This is a genomic window from Streptomyces sp. R11, from assembly GCF_041051905.1.
Classification (GTDB): domain Bacteria; phylum Actinomycetota; class Actinomycetes; order Streptomycetales; family Streptomycetaceae; genus Streptomyces.
In genome coordinates, this window is the sequence record NZ_CP163432.1 from 4442310 (window position 1) to 4458949 (window position 16640).

Below are 16640 nucleotides of genomic sequence, written 5' to 3' on the forward strand. Positions count from 1 at the left end.
CGTTTGCCGTATTCACGCCCCCTTCCCCTGGCACCCCGGACACCACACCGTCGTCCGGCCTGCCACGCGGGTGCGGCGCAGGGGCGTGCCGCAGCGGGGGCAGTGCGGGTCGGGGTCGTCGCGCCGGCCGGTGAGCCAGGTAGGACGAGGGGGGACCCGCCCGGCGGTGACCGCGGGGCGCAGGGTGCGGCGCATCTCGGTGTAGAGGCGGCGGCGCTCGGGCTCGGCGAGGGCGTTCGCCGGGGTGTTCGGGCGCAGCCTCGCCCGCCACAGGATCTCGTCGGCCAGGAGGTTGCCGAGGCCGGCCAGGGCCGACTGGTCGATCAGGACCGACTTGACGCGTCCGCGATGGGAGGCGAGCACGTCCTCGAACTCCTCGCGGTCCACCGTCAGCGCGTCGGGCCCCTGGTCCCGCAGCAGCCGTACGACATCGGAGTCGTCGTCGGCCAGCCACAGGCCCTGGAGTTTGCGCTGGTCGCGGTAGCGGAGCTGGTGGTCGCGGGCGACGGTGAGCAGGACACGGTCGTGGGGCTCGGCCGCGTCGTCCGGGTGGGCGCAGAGCAGCAGGCCGGTCATACCGAAGTGCAGTGCGAGGGTCGGGCCGCCGGTGCGGGCGAGCAGCCACTTGCCGTGCCGCTCCGCACCGGTGACGCGCCGCCCCTCCAGCGAGTCCCGCAGCCGCCGGGCGCTCACGCCGTGCAGGACGCCCGGGTCGCGGACGTCGACGCGGCGGATGATCCGGCCCTTCGCGCAGGACTGGAGCACGTTCCGGAAACTCTCGACGTCTGGCAGCTCAGGCATGGCGGACGGCCTTCGCGGTTGGATGCCGTGCTCTTATCTGTTTTGCCCCGTTTAGGGGACTTCTCACCTCGCCCGGCCCGAGCGTCGCTCAGCGCCGCTTGAACTCCACCGGCCCCGCGTTCATCTCCACGGTGCCGTCCGCGTGCAGGACCGGGCGGCGCTCGGTCATACGGCCGCTGTAGGCCTCGACGTGGCGGATCTCCGCCCCGTCGGGCGCGGTGAAGTCGACGAGGGCGATGGCCACCCAGTACCGGGTCTTCGTGTTCTCGAAGAGCGGGACCGTGACGGTCGAGCCGCGCCCGTCGGTGACCACGACCTTCGCGCCGAAGCTGCGGAAGGAGCCGAAGCCGTTGCTGACCGCGGAGTAGGCGCAGAGCAGGACGTAGCCCTGCTGGTCGGGACGGACGATACGGAGTGTCTCGCGGCCGGGGGCGCGGGCGTCGCCGTCGAGGTGGATGAAGGGACGGTTCTTCCGCGAACCGAGGCGCTTGTAGTAGACGACGTCCGCGCCCTTGCCCTTGTGCGCCGTGTCCGAGGGCGCGGGGCGCGAGCCCTTCTTGGGCGTGATGAGGGTGCCGGGGGCCCGGTCGCCGCGTACCGCCTTCGACGCCGGCACGAACAGGGCGTAGAGGTCGAGGTCGGCGCCCCGTTTGCGGCGCTGCTCGCTGCCGCCGTCCCACTCCAGGGTCGCGGTGACCACCAGCTCGCGGTCCGCCTTGTCCAGGCTCATCGCGACCTGGCCGCCCTTGTCGAGGCTGATCGTGCCGAGCGGGGGCTTGCGCAGGCTCATCGGGGGCGCGGTGGGGGCCGGCTGCGCCCCGCCCGAGGGCGGCTCGGAACGCACGGGCTCCTGCGACGCCACCTGCTGCTCGGGCTCCTCGGCCGCCTCCGGCTCCTCCGCCTCCGCCACGTCTATGCCGAAGTCGGTGGCGAGCCCGGCCAGCCCGTCGGCGTACCCCTGGCCGATGGCGCGCAGCTTCCAGGCCTCGCCCCTGCGGTAGAGCTCCATCAGGAGCACGGCGCGCTCGCCGTCGGTGAGGGCCGGCGGGCGGAAGTGGACCGGATCGGCGCCGACTTGGGAGGCGCGGACGAGCACGTCCTTGACCTCGCGGAAGGTGCGGTTCGCGTCGTCGGGATCACAGCTGCCGACCAGGACCACCCGGTCCACGTCGGCCGGGAGCGCGGCCGGGTTGATCTCGATGCGCTCCGGGCCCTCGGCGTCGGCGGCGAGGTGTTGGACGGCACCGGACTCGGCGGACGGCTGGTTGTAGAAGACCAGGTCGTCGTCGGACCTGACCTTGCCGTCCGCCGCCACCAGCAGCGCACTGAGGTCGACCGCGCCGCCCACGGCCTGCAGCTCGGCGGCGACGGGCCCGGAGCCCACCGCGATGTTCCCGCCCTTGGCCAGCTCCGGCATGCCGCCCCACCCCTCGAAGATCCCCCGGCGATTTCCCGCCACCTTGCCACATGGCGGGACGCTCAGCGCGGCTCGCGCACCACCGCCGTCTCCCCCGCCGGAACACTGACCGAATCCGGCACCGGCTTGCCCGTCAGCAGCTCGGTGGCATCCGACGCGACCGCCACGTGGACGGGGCGGTCGGTGTGGTTGATGAGGAAGAGGTAGTCGGCGTCCGCACCCCGCCGCAGGACCGCCTCGACGCCCCGCGGGGTGCTGCGCACCGGCTCCACTCCCGCCTCCCGGCGGATACGGTCCAGGAGCCCGGCCAGGGTCGCCGGGTCGGGAAGGGTGGCCAGGTACCAACTCGCCCCGGACCCGGTGCTGTTGCGAGTCACCGCCGGTACGCCGCTCAGCGGCCCGGTCGTGTACGACTCGACCGACTCGGCGCCGGACAGCTGTACCCGCTCCGACCACATGGTCCCCGTACCGCCCCCGCTCAGCCCGACCAACTCCCCCCGCAGCAGCGGGAACAGCTCGTCGGTCCGTACCCCGAGCGCCTCCCGGAACGCGCCCGGGTAACCGCCCAGCCGGACATGGCAGTTCTCGTCGACCGCACCGCTGTGGAAGCCGACCGCCAGGGTGCCGCCGCCCGACGCGAAGGCCGTCAGATTCCTCGCGCCCTCGTCGTCCACCAGATACAGCGAGGGGGCCAGCACCATCCGGTAGGCCGACAGGTCCGCGTCGGGGCGTACGAAGTCCACCGCGATACCTGCCCGCCACAGCGGCTCGTACCAGGCGCGGACCAGGTCCTGGAAGCGCAGCTCGGCGCTCGGCTGGGAGGGGAGTTCCATCGCCCAGCGGGAGTTCCAGTCCCAGACGATGGCCACGTCGGCCGGGACGGTACTGCCCCTGACCTCCGCCAACGCACGCAGATCCGCGCCGAGCCGGACCACGTCCCGCCAGATCCGGCTGTCCGTGCCCGCGTGCGGAAGCATCGCCGAGTGCCACTGTTCGGCACCCGCCTTCGCCGCGCGCCACTGGAAGTACGCGATGCCGTCCGCGCCGCGTGCCACATGGCCGAGCGCGTTGCGCCTCAACTCGCCAGGGCCCTTGGCCCTGTTCACCGGCTGCCAGTTCACCGCGCCCGTCGAGTGCTCCATCAGCAGCCAGGGGCCGCCCGCGAGGGAGCGGACCAGGTCACCGCTGAGCGCGATGTCGATCTCGGACTCGGGATCGGCCGACTGGAGGTAGTGGTCGTTGGAGACGATGTCCAGCTTCGGGGCCCAGCGCCAGTAGTCGAGGGCGTCGAAGTTGTACATCACCATGAAGTTGGTGGTGGCGGGGACGGCAGGGGCCGCCGCCAGCAGCACCTCACGCTCCGCCTCGTACAGCGAGAGCAGCTCGTCGCTGCAGAAGCGGTGCCAGTCCAGCTGGTGGGTGGGGTTCGGGACGGCGCCGGTGGGACGGGGCGGCAGGATCTCGTCCCAGTCGTAGTACCACTGGCTCCAAAAACGCGTGCCCCAGGCGTCGTTCAGGGCGGCCAGGTCGTCCGAGTACCGCTCGCGCAGCCAGCGCCGGAAGGCGGCGGCGCTCTCGTCGCAGAAGCACTCGGCGTTGTGGCAGCCGTACTCGTTGTGGACGTGCCACATCGCCAGCGCCGGGTGGTCCGCGTACCTGGCGGCCAGCGCACGCGCGATGCGCAGGGCGGCCTCCCGGTAGGCGGGGCTCGAAGGGCAGAACGTCTGGCGACTGCCGTACGACAGCCCCCTGCCGTCCTTGTCCACGGGCAGCGCCTCGGGGTGGGCGCGGAAGAACCACGCCGGGGGCGCCGCCGTCGGGGTCGCGAGGTCGGCCGCGATGCCGTGGGCGTGCAGCAGGTCGAGGACGCGGTCCAGGAGCGAGAAGTCGTACTCGCCCTCCTTCGGCTCCAGCAGTGCCCAGGAGAAAATGCCGACGCTGACCATGGTGACCCCGGCCTCGCGCATCAGACGCATGTCCTCGGCCCAGACCTCCTCGGGCCACTGCTCGGGGTTGTAGTCGCCACCGTAGGCGATGCCCTCGACAGACAGCTCACGCTTCATCGGGCGCCTCCCGACAGCAGCCGGCGCGTCGTCGCCACGCCCCACTCGTCCAGCGAGAGCAGCCGGTCGCTGGACGCCATCAGGCCGCCCGTCGCCTCGACATGCGCCGCCCACTGTTCCCGGGTCTCCACGGCCGGGCGGGCCATCAGGCAGTCGGGGTCGTTGATCCAGAGGCGGCCGTGCTGCCACTGCCGCCCGGCGCCGGTGAACTCGGCCGGGTCCTGGCCGGGTTGGCTGTAGTCGTCGGCCTCGGGGCGGCGGTGCGGCGCCGTGTCGGGGCTGACCCGCATCGCGTCGAACAGGCCGATGGACGCGAGCAGGGGTGCCCCGCAGCCCAGCAGGTAGGCGTCGTCGCCGATGGCCTCGCGGATCAGCTCGATCCCGGAACGGTACGCCGTCAGCGCGTCCACGTCCCGGTCGTGCCGTACGCCGTCCAGGGCGCCCGCGTAGAGGAAGTCGACCTTGAAGTAGTCGTAGCCCTCGGCGCGCAGGGTCCGGAAGACCTCCGCCAGATACGCCGCCGCCTCGGGGTGCGTGGTGTCCAGGACGCGCAGGTCGTGGCCCCAGTTGCGGCCGGCGTGCGTGAAGCCGCCGTCGGTGTCGCGGACCAGCCACTCGGGGTGCTCGGCGGCCAGGTCGCTCGCCGGGTCGACCAGGAAGGGTGCCGTCCAGATGCCGGCGCGGCGGCCCCGCGCCCGGATCGCGTCGGCGATGCCCGCGCGGGAACGGAAGCGGCCGGAGAGGGTGAGCCAGTCGCCGAGGGCCTTCTGGTAGCCGTCGTCGATCTGGACGACGTCGACGGGCAGGTCGAGGGTGTCCATCGCGCGGAGGTTCTCGTGGATGTCGTCCTCGGTGACGGCGGTGAAGTACTCGTACCAGGAGCACCAGACGGTGGGCGCCGGGCGGGGGGCCGACAGCTGGAGGCCCTCGGCCCAGTCGCCCAGTACCGACCGGATGGTGGCGCCCGTCCACTCCCTCACCGGCCCGTCGGCGCTGACCTCCGCCGTGTCCCCGTCGACGACCAGGCGGATCGACGGCACCGCGCGGGTCGGCTCGACGGCCGCCCACAGGCGTACGGGTGAGCCGTCGCCGGGGTCCAGGGCCAGCAGCCCCTCGCCCTGGAAGGCCCCCTCGGGAACGGTGACGCCGGGCCGGTAACAGACCGTCGCCCAGTTGCCGTTGGTCGGACGGTACGGCTTGTCGCCCAGGGCGTAGGAGCCACTGGGGCTCCAGGACTGCCAGCCCTCCTCGTGGACACGGGCGTGGGCCGTGTCCACGGGCACGGAGGCGACGGGGGTGAAGGGGTGGTGCACGGGTGTCTCTTTCAAGAAGGGGGCCGTCAGCCCTTGTTGGCGCCCAGCGTCAGACCGCTGACGAACTGCCGCTGGAGCACGAAGTACACGATCAGCGTGGGGATCGCGGTGAGCAGGGCGCCGGCGGCGACCAGGTTCGGGTCCGTGAAGTACGCGCCGGTGAGGTTGTTCAGCGCCGAGGTGATCGGCATGTTCTCGCCGGTCGAGATCAGGACGAGGGCCCAGAAGAAGTCGTTGTAGATCCAGATGGACAGCAGCGTCGCCAGGGCCGCCATCGCCGGGCGGCACAGCGGCAGCACGATCTGCCAGTACTGCCGCCACACCGAGGCGCCGTCCACGAGCGCGGCCTCGGTCAGCTCGTGCGGCAGCGAGCGCATGTAGTTGCTGAGCACGAACGCGCAGAAGCCCGACTGGAACGCGACATGAATCAACACCAGGCCGAGCGCGGAGTCGTAGAGCTTGCCGCTCATCGTGATGCCGGGCAGGTCGACCAGCAGGTACAGCCGGTACAGCGGGGTGATGATGACCTGCTGCGGCAGCAGGTTGCCCGCCGTGAAGACCAGCAGCAGCGCCAGGTTGATGCGGAAGTCGAAGCGGCTCACGTAGAAGGCGACCATCGAGGACAGGAACAACGTCACCAGCACCGCCGGCACGGCGATGATCATGGTGTTGACGAAGTAGTGGCTCATGTCCGACTGCGTGAACGCGTTCGTGAAGTTGTCGAAGCTCAGCGTGTCCGGCCAGGACACGTATCCCTTCTCGCTCGTCTCCGAGTACGGCCGCAGCGCCGCGTAGATCGCCCAGGCCAGCGGCGCGAGCCAGGCCAGCGCCGCGCCGGCGAGGAAGACGTGCAGCAGGATCCGGGCGGGGCGGACGGGGGCGCGCTCCTTGCCGAGCGCGAGGGTGCCGGTGCTCATGCGCGCCGCTCCTTCCGGAAGGTGGCCACCAGGTAAGGGATGATCACGACGAGCGAGATCAGCAGCAGGACGACCGCGATCGCGGAGCCGTACCCGATGCGGCTGGACTCGCCGATGATGTTGTTGGTGACCAGGATCGAGAGCAGCTCGGTGCCCTCGGCGCCCTTGTTGAAGACGAAGACCAGGTCGAAGGCGCGCAGGGCCTCGATGATGGTGACGACCAGGACGACGGTGTTGGTGGGGCGCAGCGTCGGGAAGATGACGTTCTTGAACGTCTGCCACTCGTTCGCCCCGTCGAGCGCGGACGCCTCCCGCAGCGAGGGATCGACGCCCTTCAGACCGGCCAGGTACAGGATCATCATGTAGCCGGTGTGCCGCCAGGACGCGGCGACGAGGATCGCCCAGAGGTTGAGGTCCGGGTCGCCGATCCAGTCGATGTACTTGCCGGGCTCGTTGGCCCCGATGAGGCTGTTGATCAGGCCGGTGTCGGGGTTGTAGACGAGCTGCCAGACGAAGCCGATGACGGCCATCGACAGCACGACGGGCAGGAAGAACGCGGTCTGGTACACCCTGCTGAACCGGATCCGCTTGTCCAGCTGCACGGCCAGGAACAGGCCGAGCGGGGTCGGGATCGCGATCAGGACGACGAACCAGATGACGTTGTGCTGGACGGCGGGCCAGAACTGCGGGTTCTGCTCGAAGAGTTCCTTGAAGTTCTGCAGTCCGACCCACTGGATGGAGCCGAAGCCGATCCCGTCCCAGGTGGTGAAGGCCAGCGCGATCGAGGCCAGCGCCGTCACCCAGACGAGAGCGATGTGCAGGACGGTCGGCAGGCCCGCCATCAGCCCGAGGGTGAGCCGGTCGCGGCGGGTCAGCAGACGGCGGTGCCCGTGGGGCACCTTCTTGGCGGGGGCAGCGCCCGGAGGCGGCACGGCGGCCGCCTCCGGGATCTCCTTGGTGGTTTGTGTGGTCATGTCGATCAGCCGGACGCGAAGATCGTCTTCTTCTGGCGCTCGATCGAGGACAGCAGGCTGTCCACGCCCTTGGGGTCGCGGATGAACTTCTGCAGCGCGGGCTGCATCACGGTCGACGTGAAGTCGGGGCGGCTGTCACGGTCCATGAACTGCGTCAGGGACTTGGCGCCGGCGATCATGTCGTACGCCTTCTTCTGCAGGGCGGTGTACGAGGAGGTGTCGGCCTTGGTGGAGGCGTGGACCGAGCTCGGGTCGGACTTGAGATAGACGGTCTCGGCCTCCGGCGTGCCCAGGAACTCCAGCAGCTTGACGGCCTCGGCCTTGTTCTTCGGGCTCTTGCTCATCATGAAGCCGTCGGTCGGCGCCTCGACGGTGTCCTGCCCGAACTGCGGGTCGATCTCCGGGAAGGCGAAGAAGTCCAGGTCGTCCAGGGCGGCCTTGTCGGTGAACTGCTGGGCCACGAAGGTGCCGAGCAGATACATGCCGGCCTTCTTCGAGGCGAGCGTCTGGGCCGCGTCCTGCCAGGTGCGGCCGACGGCGCCCTCCTGGTGGTACGGGAGGATCTCCGTCCACAGGTCGAAGACCTTGCGCACCTTGGCGTCGGTCCAGGAGGCCTTGCCGCCCATCAGGTCGACGTGGAAGTCGTAGCCGTTCTGGCGGAAGTTGATCTGGTCGAAGGTGCCGAGCGCGGGCCAGGCGTCCTTGTCGCCGAAGGCGATCGGGACCAGCTTGTCCTTCTGCATCTGCTTGCACAGCGCCACGAAGTCGTCCCAGGTGGTGGGGACTTCGTAGCCGTTCTCCTGGAAGACGCTCTTCCGGTAGAAGATCGCCCACGGGTACGTGTACAGCGGCACGAAGTAGTACTTGCCGTCCTCGCCCTTGCTGAGCTTCTTCATCGCGTCGGGGAAGTTGCCCCCGATGGTCTGCCACACGTCGTCGATCGGGGTGGCCAGGCCCTTGGCCGCGAAGAACTGCATCCGGTAGCCGGCGAACCAGGTGAACACGTCGTCCGGCGTGCCCTGGAGGTAGGAGTTGATCTGCTCCTGGAAGGTGTTGGAGTCCTTCGTGTTCACGTCGACCGTGATGCCGGACTTCTTCTGGTAGGCCGCGTAGATGTCCGCGAACGCCTTCTTCGGCACGGCGTCGGACGCCTTGGAGCCGAGGGTGACGGTCTTCGGGTCGCTCGCCGTACCGCTGCCGCCGCAGGCGCTCAGCAGCGGGACACCCGCGCCGAGAACGGCGGCGCCGCCTATGCCGCGCAGCATGGTGCGGCGGCTCGGCGAGGGCAGTGAGAGACCGGAGGGGGAGAGGTGCTGCATCTACGGCTCCTGAGGGCAGGGTTCGATCATGAGGGTTGGACGCGTCGAAGTCCGTCGTAACCGATCAGAAATCAACTTGACCGAACACGGTGGCGCAATAACAGCCGTATGTCCGGTCATGCGTCAAGGGATGTCGATCGACGTTTCGGAAACGTGACCGATATCTCGGACCTGGAGGTCACCGTCAGGATGATCGAATCCGGGAACGTTCACGGCGCCGGCGGCCCTGCCGTCGAGGCGCGTGTACGGCACAGGTTCTAGCGGACGACCACGGTCCTGGTCTCGCTCACCTGGTCGACCTCCGACGTCCGCACGGTCACCTTCATCTCCCACTTCCCGGCGAGAGGCAGGTTGAGGAAGCTGTTGCCCCAGTAGCCGCCCTTGTCGGCGAGTCCGGCGTCGATGGGACCGACGTCCTTGGCCGGGAGGGTGAAGGAGACGCGCAGTTCGGGGACGGTGGCGACGCCGCCGTCGGGGCCGAAGACGAGGGCCTCGACGGAGTTGTCGCCGACCCGGCCCGGGTCGAGGGTGATCTGCACCTTGCCGCGGCCGCCGGGGGTGCCGACGTCGAAGGGGACCACGGTCACGGAGGCGCCGATCACCGCGGGCGCCTGCGCCGCCGCCTCGGCCTGCGCCCGGCCGGGCAGGGTGCTGGTGAGGACCGTGGTGACCGCCAGCACCGCGGCACCGACGGCGACCTCGGCCAGGACGGAACGGCGCAGGGCGCGGCGCTGCGGGTCGGTCGGCGGCGGTACGTCGCCCTCGGCCCGCGGCGCCTCGGGCAGCGCGGGCGGCCCGCCGACGGGCTCCGGAACCCGTTCCCGCTCCTTCTCCTCGACGACCGCCGCCTCCGCATCCGCTGTCGCCAGCCGCGCAGTCCAGCGCCGGGACACGGCCGCCGCCGCGAGCAGCAGAGACACCGCGACAAGCTTGAGGACCAGGAGCCTGCCGTACGTCGTGCCGGTGAGCGCGTCCCAGGAGCCGAGGCCGCGCCAGGACTGATAGACGCCGGTGACGACCAGGACGGTCACGGAGGCGAACGCGAGGCGGGAGAAGCGGGTGACCGTGGCCGGGGTCAGGTGGGCGCGGTACAGCGTCGCGAGCAGCGCCGCGAGACCGCCCAACCACACCGCCGTGGCCAGCAGGTGCAGCGCCGAGGACGTCATGGCCACCGGCACCTGGATGCCCGCGGAGGCGTGCTCGCCGGCGGCCCAGGTCACGGCGAGACCGACGGCGAGGGCGGCGCCCGCCCAGCCGTAGGGCTTACGGCGCCTGGTGAGCCGTACGAGATAGACGGCGGCGACGGCCAGGAGGCCCAGTCGAGCCAGCAGGACCGCGCCCGGCCTGTTGCCCGCGGTCCGGGCCAGGGCGTCGGCGCTCAGGGCTCCCAGGGGGCCCTCGCCCGTCTCGTACGGGCCGCGCAGCACCAGCAGGGCGAGGGTGGCGGCAAGGAGGGTCCACCAGGCGGCCCTCAGCAGTTTGAGGAGCACCGGGGCGTCCGGTGGGCGGCACACCGCCATGAAGGTCGCGGCGCCGATGAGCAGGGCGGCGGCGAGGTAGGCCAGATAGCGGGCGATGTTGTAGAGGCTCTTGGTCGCCGGGTCCTCGGCGGGCCCGGTGTCCACGGTGGCCGTCGTCAGGGACGGCTTCCCGACGGAGAACGTGAACGCCCCGGACACCGGGTGACTGTCGGCCGACACCACCCGCCACGCCACCGTGTACGTGCCCTCGGCGAGCCTTGCGGGCAGCGTCACCCGGGCGGTGTCACCACCGTCCGAGCCGTGCTCCGGCTCACCCGTGCGCAGCCGGCGGCCCTCGGGGTCCAGCACGCGGAAGGAGTCGTCGAGCAGGCCGACGGACTCCGTGAAGGTCAGGGTGAGGTGACGGGGGGCCGACTTGAGGACGGCTCCGTCCTCGGGGTCGGTGGCGCGCAGGGCTGCGTGGGCCGACGCGGGGCCTGTGCCGCCGAGGAGGAACAGGACCAGCAGGGTGCCGAGCAGCACCAGCCGTTGAACTCCTCGCCGCCCCTGGATTCGGCGCCGCGCTCGTCGTCGGTCATCGCACCCCACGTGTGTCACATCTCCGTCGTCGGATTCGAGGCCTCGGGGGTATGTACGTGCGCGGAGCCCTACGGACTCAGCGCGTGCCGAGCCTTTCAGACGCCGTTCCGGGCGTTCCAGCCCGTCCGGGGGTGCGGGGCGGCGGGGGCGGGGAACCGCCCGTGATCACCACGTCGGCCGAGCCGACACCCCGCCGTCCACCACCAGGTCATGCCCGGTGACCCAGGACGCCAGCCCCGACGCCAGGAACACACAAGCGTCCCCCACATCCTCAGGACGCCCCAGCCGCCCGGTCGGCGCCGCCCGCTCCCACCGCCGAACCCCCTCCGGCCACGCGCCCTCCAGCCCTTCCCGGTGGATCAGCCCGGGCGAGACCGTGTTGACGCGGATCCCGAGGGGGCCGTACTCCAGCGCGGCCGCCCGGGCATGCATCACCACGGCCGCCTTGGACGAGGCGTAGTGGGCGTGCAGAGGCGCCGGTCGGGCCGCCTCGATGGACGCAATGTGGGTCACCGAGCCGCCGCCCTCCTGCCCCCGCATCACCTCGGCCGCCGCCTGCGTGCACGCGAACACGCTCGACAGGTTGGTGTCCACGACCGCCCGCCAGTCCGCCACCGACATCCCGGCCAGCTCCCGCGTCGGTTGCACACCCGCGTTGTTGACCAGCGCGGTCAGTCGCCCGTCACCCCACTCGGCGGCCTCGGCCACCAGCCGCCGGCACTCCTCCTCGTCCGTCAGGCCGGCCCGCAGCACGAGCGCCCGCCCACCCGACTCGCGGATACGGGACGCCACTTCCCCCGCCGCCTCCACCGCCGTACGGCAGTGCAGCACGACCGCCGCCCCCTCCTGTGCGAACCGCGTCGCGATCCCGCGCCCGATGCCGCCGCCCGCACCCGTGACCAGGGCGACCTGTCCTTCGAGGAGTCCGCGTCCGCTCATGGGCGGCACAGTGCCTCGATACGGTCGGCCTCGGAGGGATACCGCGCCGTCAACTCCGCCAGGTCGCCGTGCTCGTAGCCCTCGTAGGTGAAGCCCGGCGCCATCGTGCAGCCGAAGAAGGCCCAGGAGCCGCCCTTCACCACCCTCGCCCCCATCCAGGTTCCGGCGGGAACGGTGAGCTGGATGTGCTGCCCCCCCAGGACGTCGGGGCCGAGCACGGCGATGCGGGACGCGCCGTCGGGGGCGAGGAGCAGGACTTCCAGCGGGTCGCCCAGGTAGAAGTGCCAGACCTCGTCGGACGGCAGGCGGTGCAGGGCCGAGAAGTCGTCCGCGGTGAGCAGGACGACTATCGCGGTCCCCTGCGGCCGCCCGTCGGGCAGCTCGGGCCCCGCCCAGGTCCGCCGGAACAGCCCGCCCTCGCGCGGGATCGGCTCCAGTGAGTAGTGCGCGACAAGGTCTTCGGGGGTCACGCCCGGAAGGCTACCTCCCGGTTCAGGAAGGCGAGTTGGGCCTTCTTCTCCGGGATGTACACGTCCGGGAGGTCGACAACCGGCAGCACGACCACCGGGCCGGCCGTGAAGCCCTGCCTGAGGAAGCGGGCGACGGCCTTCTCGTTGCGCACATCGGGGTCCACCACGACCCGCTGCCGGCCCAGCACGCCGAAGACGTACGACGTCATGACGGTCAGGAGTGCCGCCGTCCAGCCCGGCTGTCCGCCCTGCGGACCGGCGGGGGCGAGCAGCAGGTGGACGCCGATGTCGCCCGGGCGGACGTCGTAGCACTCGCTGACGCGGTCGGCCTCGGGGTCGTACGTCTGCAGGAGCGCGACCGGTTCGGTGTCCCGTACGACGAGGAAGGCGTGGTGGGTGTCGAGGGTGTCCATGTGGGCGTAGATCCCGGCCACCTGGTCGCTGGTCAGGCCGTTCATGCCCCAGAAGGCGGCACGTTCCTGGCTGACCCAGCCGTGGACGACCTCGGCGTCGGCCTTCGGGTCGAGGCGCAGCACCCGGACGGTGCCGAAGCCTTCGACGGCCTGTTCGTGAACGGCTTCACGGTCGGCTTCCCGGACGGGTTCCGTCACGGCGGCGGGCAGGTCAGACATCGGACTCCTTCTCCAGCTTGGTGAAATCGGTGACGACCGGGACCAGAGCTCCCCCGACCCACAGGGGGAGCTGGTCGCGGTGGTGGGGTGAGGCGGGGATGCCGGACGCGCCGAGCGGGACCACCCAGAGGCCGGCCTCGCGGTCGGCCAGGTCCCAGACGTAGCGGGCGGCGGGGCCGCGCGCGCTCAGGTCGGTGAGGCCGGGCACGGCGGAGGTGCACAGCACGCAGTCGTGGTCGCCGGACAGGCCGGGTCCGTCGTACGGGGCGGTGGCGAGCGCCCGCCAAGGGGCGAGGCGGTGCGTGTCGCCCCAGGTGCCGGTGAGCTGCCCGGCCCCCGCGGCGGCCACCTCCTCGACCGCGTCGCGGACGATCTCGGCGCGGTCGATGCCGTACAACTCCTCGGCGCGCAGCAGGTGTTCCAGGGCGAAGCCGACGCGCGGGAGCAGGGCCAGCCAGGGGAGCAGGACCTGCGGATAGGCGGGCGGGGTGGCCAGTGCGGCGAAGGCCGGGTGCGCCGCGAGTCGCCGTACGACCGCACCGCGCACCGCCGCGTACCCGGCCGCGGCCGCGCTGTCCGCGTCCATGCGGCGGTCCCAGGCGAGGAGGGCCCGGCGGATGCGGGCGGCCTCGGGGGTGAGGGAGTCGATGGCCCGCAGCATCTCCAGCAAGGGTTCCGCGGACGCGAGTTGGGTGTCCATGTGGATCGTCGGCATGTCCGCCGCCGACCAGTGGTCCTTCTCGCCCAGCAGGGCCCTGATGCGGTCGGCGCGATGGGGCGGGGCGAACTCGACGCCCAGGGGTGCGGCGAGGCCGCGCTGGTTGGCCATGGCGGCGACGCCGTCGGTGAGGCCGCCGCGGGGCGTCTCGTGCCAGCCGCGCCAGTCGTGGCCGGGCTGCCAGGCGGGCACGAGCCGGGTGCGGTTTGCCTCGGAGCGCACCGGTACCTTCCCGGCGACGCGGTGCAGCAGGCCGCCCTCGGTGTCGGCGGCCTGGACGACGTTGACGGGCTCGGCCCACAGGTCGACGGCCCGGTCGACGTCGGCGACGCTGCGGGCACGAAGGAGCGGGAGGAGGGCGCTGAAGCCGAGGTCGGCGGTGACGCGAGGCGGGTAGCGGAGGGTGACGGCGAGGGGTCCGTCGGCCAGGGCACGCCCAGTGGAGAAACCTTCCTGCGACTCCTCCGGCGACCCTTCCTGCAAGTCCTCGGACAGCCCTTCCGGCAACCCCTCGGACAGCCCTTCCTGCAGCCCCTCGGGCAACCCTTCCGGACCCCCGATGATCACCGGCCCCCGCTCCGTCTCGATCACCTCGATCTCGACCGGCTCCTCCCCCGCGACCGCCACGACCTCGGTGTGCCGGACGGCCCGGCGCCAGACCCCGTCCGGGCCCAGGGCCTCCACACCCGCCCCGGTGCGCCGCAGCCGCTCCCGGTACAGGTCCTGGTAGTCGGCCATGGCGTTGGTGATGGCCCAGGCGACCGCGCCGGTGTGGCCGAAGTGGGCGATGCCGGGGACGCCGGGGACGGCGAGGCCGATCACGTCGAACTCCGGGCAGGAGAGGTGGATCTGCTGGTAGACCCCGGGCTCCTCGATGAAGCGGTGCGGGTCACCGGCGATGATCGCGTGCCCGGTGACGGTCCGTTCGCCGCTCACCAGCCAGCCGTTGCTGCCGGAGGTGGCGGGCCCGTCGGCGGCGAACAGCCCGACCGCGTCGGCGCCGAGATGCCGTACGACCTGCTCACGCCAGAGCTTGGCCGGGAAGCCCGCGAACAGGATGTGGATGCCGAGCCAGATGCCGAGCGGGGTCCAGGGTTCCCAGCGGCCGGGGGCGAGCCCGACCTGCGCGAACTCCGGGCTGCGGCGGGCGCCTTCGGCCAGACTCTCGTTGACCCCGTCGACGTACGCCCGCACCCACTCCGACGTCTCCGGGTCCCGTCTCTCCAACGCGTCGAAGCAGCGTCTCGCCGTGTCGTCGAGGCGGGCCCGTCTGACGAACCGGTCCCAGGGCAGGGCCTCGGCGCCGAGGAAGGACGCGGACGTGCCCTGGGAACGGTGCCGCTCCACCTCCAACTGCCAGGCCCGGTCCAGGGCGGTGACCCGGCCCTGCACCCGGGCGAGTTCTCTCGCTCCGTCGGCGCGGAGATGCGGTATGCCCCAGGCATCGCGGAAGATCTCGCCGGTCACCTGTGCCCCTCCCTTGCTTTAGGTTAGGCTTCCCTAAGTTATTGGTGCGGGAATCGTACGCGAAAGGTGAAGACACCATGGGGCAGGGGCACGGCTGGGAAGGCGCGGTCCTGAAGCTGCTGCGCGCCAAGGACTTCGTGTTCACGGTGACGGGCGCCGAGGACGTCACGCCGGAGTACCGCCGCGTCCACCTCAAGGACGGCGGCATGCTCGCGGTGACCGGCGTCCATCCCACGATGTGGGTCCGCCTGTGGTTCGACAACGCGGGCAAGCCGCACCAGCGCGCGTACACCCTGGTCGACGCCGACCCGGAGGCCGGCACCTTCAGCCTGGAGTTCGCCCTGCACGAGGGGTGCGCGAGCGACTGGGCGCGGGCGGCGAAGCCCGGGGACACGATCGAGGCGACCGTCCACGGCACGGACTTCGCCCACCCCGACCCGGCCCCCTCCCACGTCTTCGCCATCGCGGACACGGCCTCCCTCCCCGCCCTCAACTCCCTCCTCGCCGCCCTGGACTCGGCGCCGGCCACGGTGTGGTTCGAGGGCGAGCGGGACGGCCTGCCCTTCCGGACGGCCGAGTCCCGCCACGACGTACGGACGCTGCCCAGGCGCGACGCCGGGGCCCACCTGGTCAGCCAGGTGAAGGAGGCCCTGCCCGACCTACTCAAGAGCACCGCGGAGCCGTACGTCTGGATCGCCTGTGACACGGCGACGACCCGCGCCCTGACCTCCTACGTCCGCAAGGAACTGGGCCTGCCGAAGCAGCGGGTGAACGCGCTGGGGTACTGGCGCCCCTGACCGGGCAGGGACGCGTACCCCTTGCGCGTCCCTGCCCCCGCGCGCGCGGACGGCGCGCGCGGGATGATCGGGGTCATGGACGTCACCCTGCATCTCGCCCAGGACCCCGAGGCCGACGCACTCCTCGGCCGCAGCCCGCTCGCCGCGCTGGTCGGCATGCTGCTGGACCAGCAGGTCCCGATGGAATGGGCGTTCAAGGGCCCCCGTACGATCGCGGACCGGCTCGGCGCGGACGACCTCGACGCGCACGACATCGCGGCCCAGGACCCCGACGCGTTCGTGGCCCTGCTGTCCGAGAAGCCGGCCGTGCACCGCTACCCGGGCTCCATGGCCAAGCGGATCCAGCAGCTGTGCCAGTACCTCGTCGAGCACTACGACGGCGAGGCGGAGCTGGTCTGGAAGGGCGTCGCCGACGGACGCGAACTGCTGCGCCGCCTGGAGGACCTGCCCGGCTTCGGCAAACAGAAGGCCCAGATCTTCCTCGCCCTCCTCGGCAAGCAACTGGGCGTGCGCCCCACGGGCTGGCAGGAGGCCGCGGGCGCCTACGGCGAGCCGCAGTCCTTCCGCTCCGTCGCCGACATCACGGGGCCCGAGTCCCTGACCAAGGTGCGCGCACACAAACAGGAGATGAAGGCGGCGGCCAAGGCGGCGAAGGCGGCGCGGAAGTAGGCGGCGCGGAAGCGGCCCCCGCCCACGGCGAGCGGCCGGCCGTCAGCCGACTGGACCGCCCCGACTGGCGGGCGGAACGGGGAC

The 16640-nt window shown here is 71.6% G+C and carries 14 protein-coding genes; 2 read left to right on the forward strand and 12 right to left on the reverse strand.

What is annotated here, in order from left to right:
• Positions 1–12 precede the first annotated feature (12 nt).
• From AB5J55_RS20275 to AB5J55_RS20330, 12 genes are all read right to left on the reverse strand, one after another.
• Positions 13–801, reverse strand: coding sequence for an Fpg/Nei family DNA glycosylase (locus AB5J55_RS20275; RefSeq protein WP_369272042.1), 789 nt, complete (start codon positions 799–801; stop codon positions 13–15).
• A gap of 88 nt (positions 802–889) precedes the next feature.
• On the reverse strand, positions 890–2218 hold the full coding sequence (locus AB5J55_RS20280; RefSeq protein ID WP_369272043.1) for a TerD family protein: 1329 nt from the start codon (positions 2216–2218) through the stop codon (positions 890–892).
• A 62-nt stretch (positions 2219–2280) separates the two neighbouring features.
• A complete protein-coding gene (locus AB5J55_RS20285; protein WP_369272044.1) occupies positions 2281–4281 on the reverse strand; it encodes a beta-galactosidase in 2001 nt (666 codons plus the stop codon).
• On the reverse strand, positions 4278–5594 hold the full coding sequence (locus AB5J55_RS20290) for a glycoside hydrolase family 36 protein (RefSeq protein WP_369276240.1): 1317 nt from the start codon (positions 5592–5594) through the stop codon (positions 4278–4280). The genes AB5J55_RS20285 and AB5J55_RS20290 overlap by 4 nt, the downstream gene beginning before the upstream one ends.
• Positions 5595–5620: 26 nt before the next feature.
• Entirely contained in the window at positions 5621–6511 is an 891-nt protein-coding gene (locus AB5J55_RS20295) for a carbohydrate ABC transporter permease (RefSeq protein WP_369272045.1), read from the reverse strand.
• Positions 6508–7485 (reverse strand): carbohydrate ABC transporter permease, encoded by a 978-nt coding sequence (locus tag AB5J55_RS20300; protein ID WP_369272046.1) that lies wholly within the window; start codon positions 7483–7485, stop codon positions 6508–6510. The genes AB5J55_RS20295 and AB5J55_RS20300 overlap by 4 nt, the downstream gene beginning before the upstream one ends.
• Before the next feature lie 5 nt (positions 7486–7490).
• Positions 7491–8804: an ABC transporter substrate-binding protein gene (locus AB5J55_RS20305; RefSeq protein ID WP_369272047.1), complete on the reverse strand. Its 1314-nt coding sequence runs from the start codon at positions 8802–8804 to the stop codon at positions 7491–7493.
• Between the two features lie 257 nt (positions 8805–9061).
• Positions 9062–10807, reverse strand: a complete 1746-nt coding sequence (locus AB5J55_RS20310; RefSeq protein ID WP_369272048.1) for a copper resistance CopC/CopD family protein — start codon at positions 10805–10807, stop codon at positions 9062–9064.
• Positions 10808–11029: 222 nt separating this feature from the next.
• On the reverse strand, positions 11030–11803 hold the full coding sequence (locus AB5J55_RS20315) for an SDR family NAD(P)-dependent oxidoreductase (RefSeq protein ID WP_369272049.1): 774 nt from the start codon (positions 11801–11803) through the stop codon (positions 11030–11032).
• Positions 11800–12273, reverse strand: a complete 474-nt coding sequence (locus AB5J55_RS20320) for a cupin domain-containing protein (protein WP_369272050.1) — start codon at positions 12271–12273, stop codon at positions 11800–11802. The genes AB5J55_RS20315 and AB5J55_RS20320 overlap by 4 nt, the downstream gene beginning before the upstream one ends.
• Positions 12270–12905 (reverse strand): GNAT family N-acetyltransferase, encoded by a 636-nt coding sequence (locus AB5J55_RS20325; protein WP_369272051.1) that lies wholly within the window; start codon positions 12903–12905, stop codon positions 12270–12272. The genes AB5J55_RS20320 and AB5J55_RS20325 overlap by 4 nt, the downstream gene beginning before the upstream one ends.
• On the reverse strand, positions 12898–15090 hold the full coding sequence (locus AB5J55_RS20330; protein WP_369272052.1) for a penicillin acylase family protein: 2193 nt from the start codon (positions 15088–15090) through the stop codon (positions 12898–12900). The genes AB5J55_RS20325 and AB5J55_RS20330 overlap by 8 nt, the downstream gene beginning before the upstream one ends.
• Positions 15091–15167: 77 nt before the next feature.
• Here AB5J55_RS20330 and AB5J55_RS20335 point away from each other — a divergent pair, with 77 nt between their 5' ends.
• Together AB5J55_RS20335 and AB5J55_RS20340 are read left to right on the forward strand one after the other, a co-directional pair.
• Positions 15168–15887, forward strand: a complete 720-nt coding sequence (locus AB5J55_RS20335) for a siderophore-interacting protein (protein WP_369272053.1) — start codon at positions 15168–15170, stop codon at positions 15885–15887.
• Between the two features lie 75 nt (positions 15888–15962).
• A complete protein-coding gene (locus AB5J55_RS20340) occupies positions 15963–16556 on the forward strand; it encodes an HhH-GPD-type base excision DNA repair protein (RefSeq protein WP_369272054.1) in 594 nt (197 codons plus the stop codon).
• Positions 16557–16640: the final 84 nt, after the last annotated feature.

Bases quoted from the DNA above. Each gene is read 5' to 3' on its own strand.
- AB5J55_RS20300 (WP_369272046.1), bottom strand. From the start codon at position 7,485: ATGACCACACAAACCACCAAGGAGATCCCGGAGGCGGCCGCCGTGCCG.
- AB5J55_RS20340 (WP_369272054.1), top strand. From the start codon at position 15,963: ATGGACGTCACCCTGCATCTCGCCCAGGACCCCGAGGCCGACGCACTC.
- AB5J55_RS20305 (WP_369272047.1), bottom strand. From the start codon at position 8,804: ATGCAGCACCTCTCCCCCTCCGGTCTCTCACTGCCCTCGCCGAGCCGC.
- AB5J55_RS20295 (WP_369272045.1), bottom strand. From the start codon at position 6,511: ATGAGCACCGGCACCCTCGCGCTCGGCAAGGAGCGCGCCCCCGTCCGC.
- AB5J55_RS20275 (WP_369272042.1), bottom strand. From the start codon at position 801: ATGCCTGAGCTGCCAGACGTCGAGAGTTTCCGGAACGTGCTCCAGTCC.
- AB5J55_RS20335 (WP_369272053.1), top strand. From the start codon at position 15,168: ATGGGGCAGGGGCACGGCTGGGAAGGCGCGGTCCTGAAGCTGCTGCGC.
- AB5J55_RS20325 (WP_369272051.1), bottom strand. From the start codon at position 12,905: ATGTCTGACCTGCCCGCCGCCGTGACGGAACCCGTCCGGGAAGCCGAC.
- AB5J55_RS20315 (WP_369272049.1), bottom strand. From the start codon at position 11,803: ATGAGCGGACGCGGACTCCTCGAAGGACAGGTCGCCCTGGTCACGGGT.
- AB5J55_RS20285 (WP_369272044.1), bottom strand. From the start codon at position 4,281: ATGAAGCGTGAGCTGTCTGTCGAGGGCATCGCCTACGGTGGCGACTAC.
- AB5J55_RS20280 (WP_369272043.1), bottom strand. From the start codon at position 2,218: ATGCCGGAGCTGGCCAAGGGCGGGAACATCGCGGTGGGCTCCGGGCCC.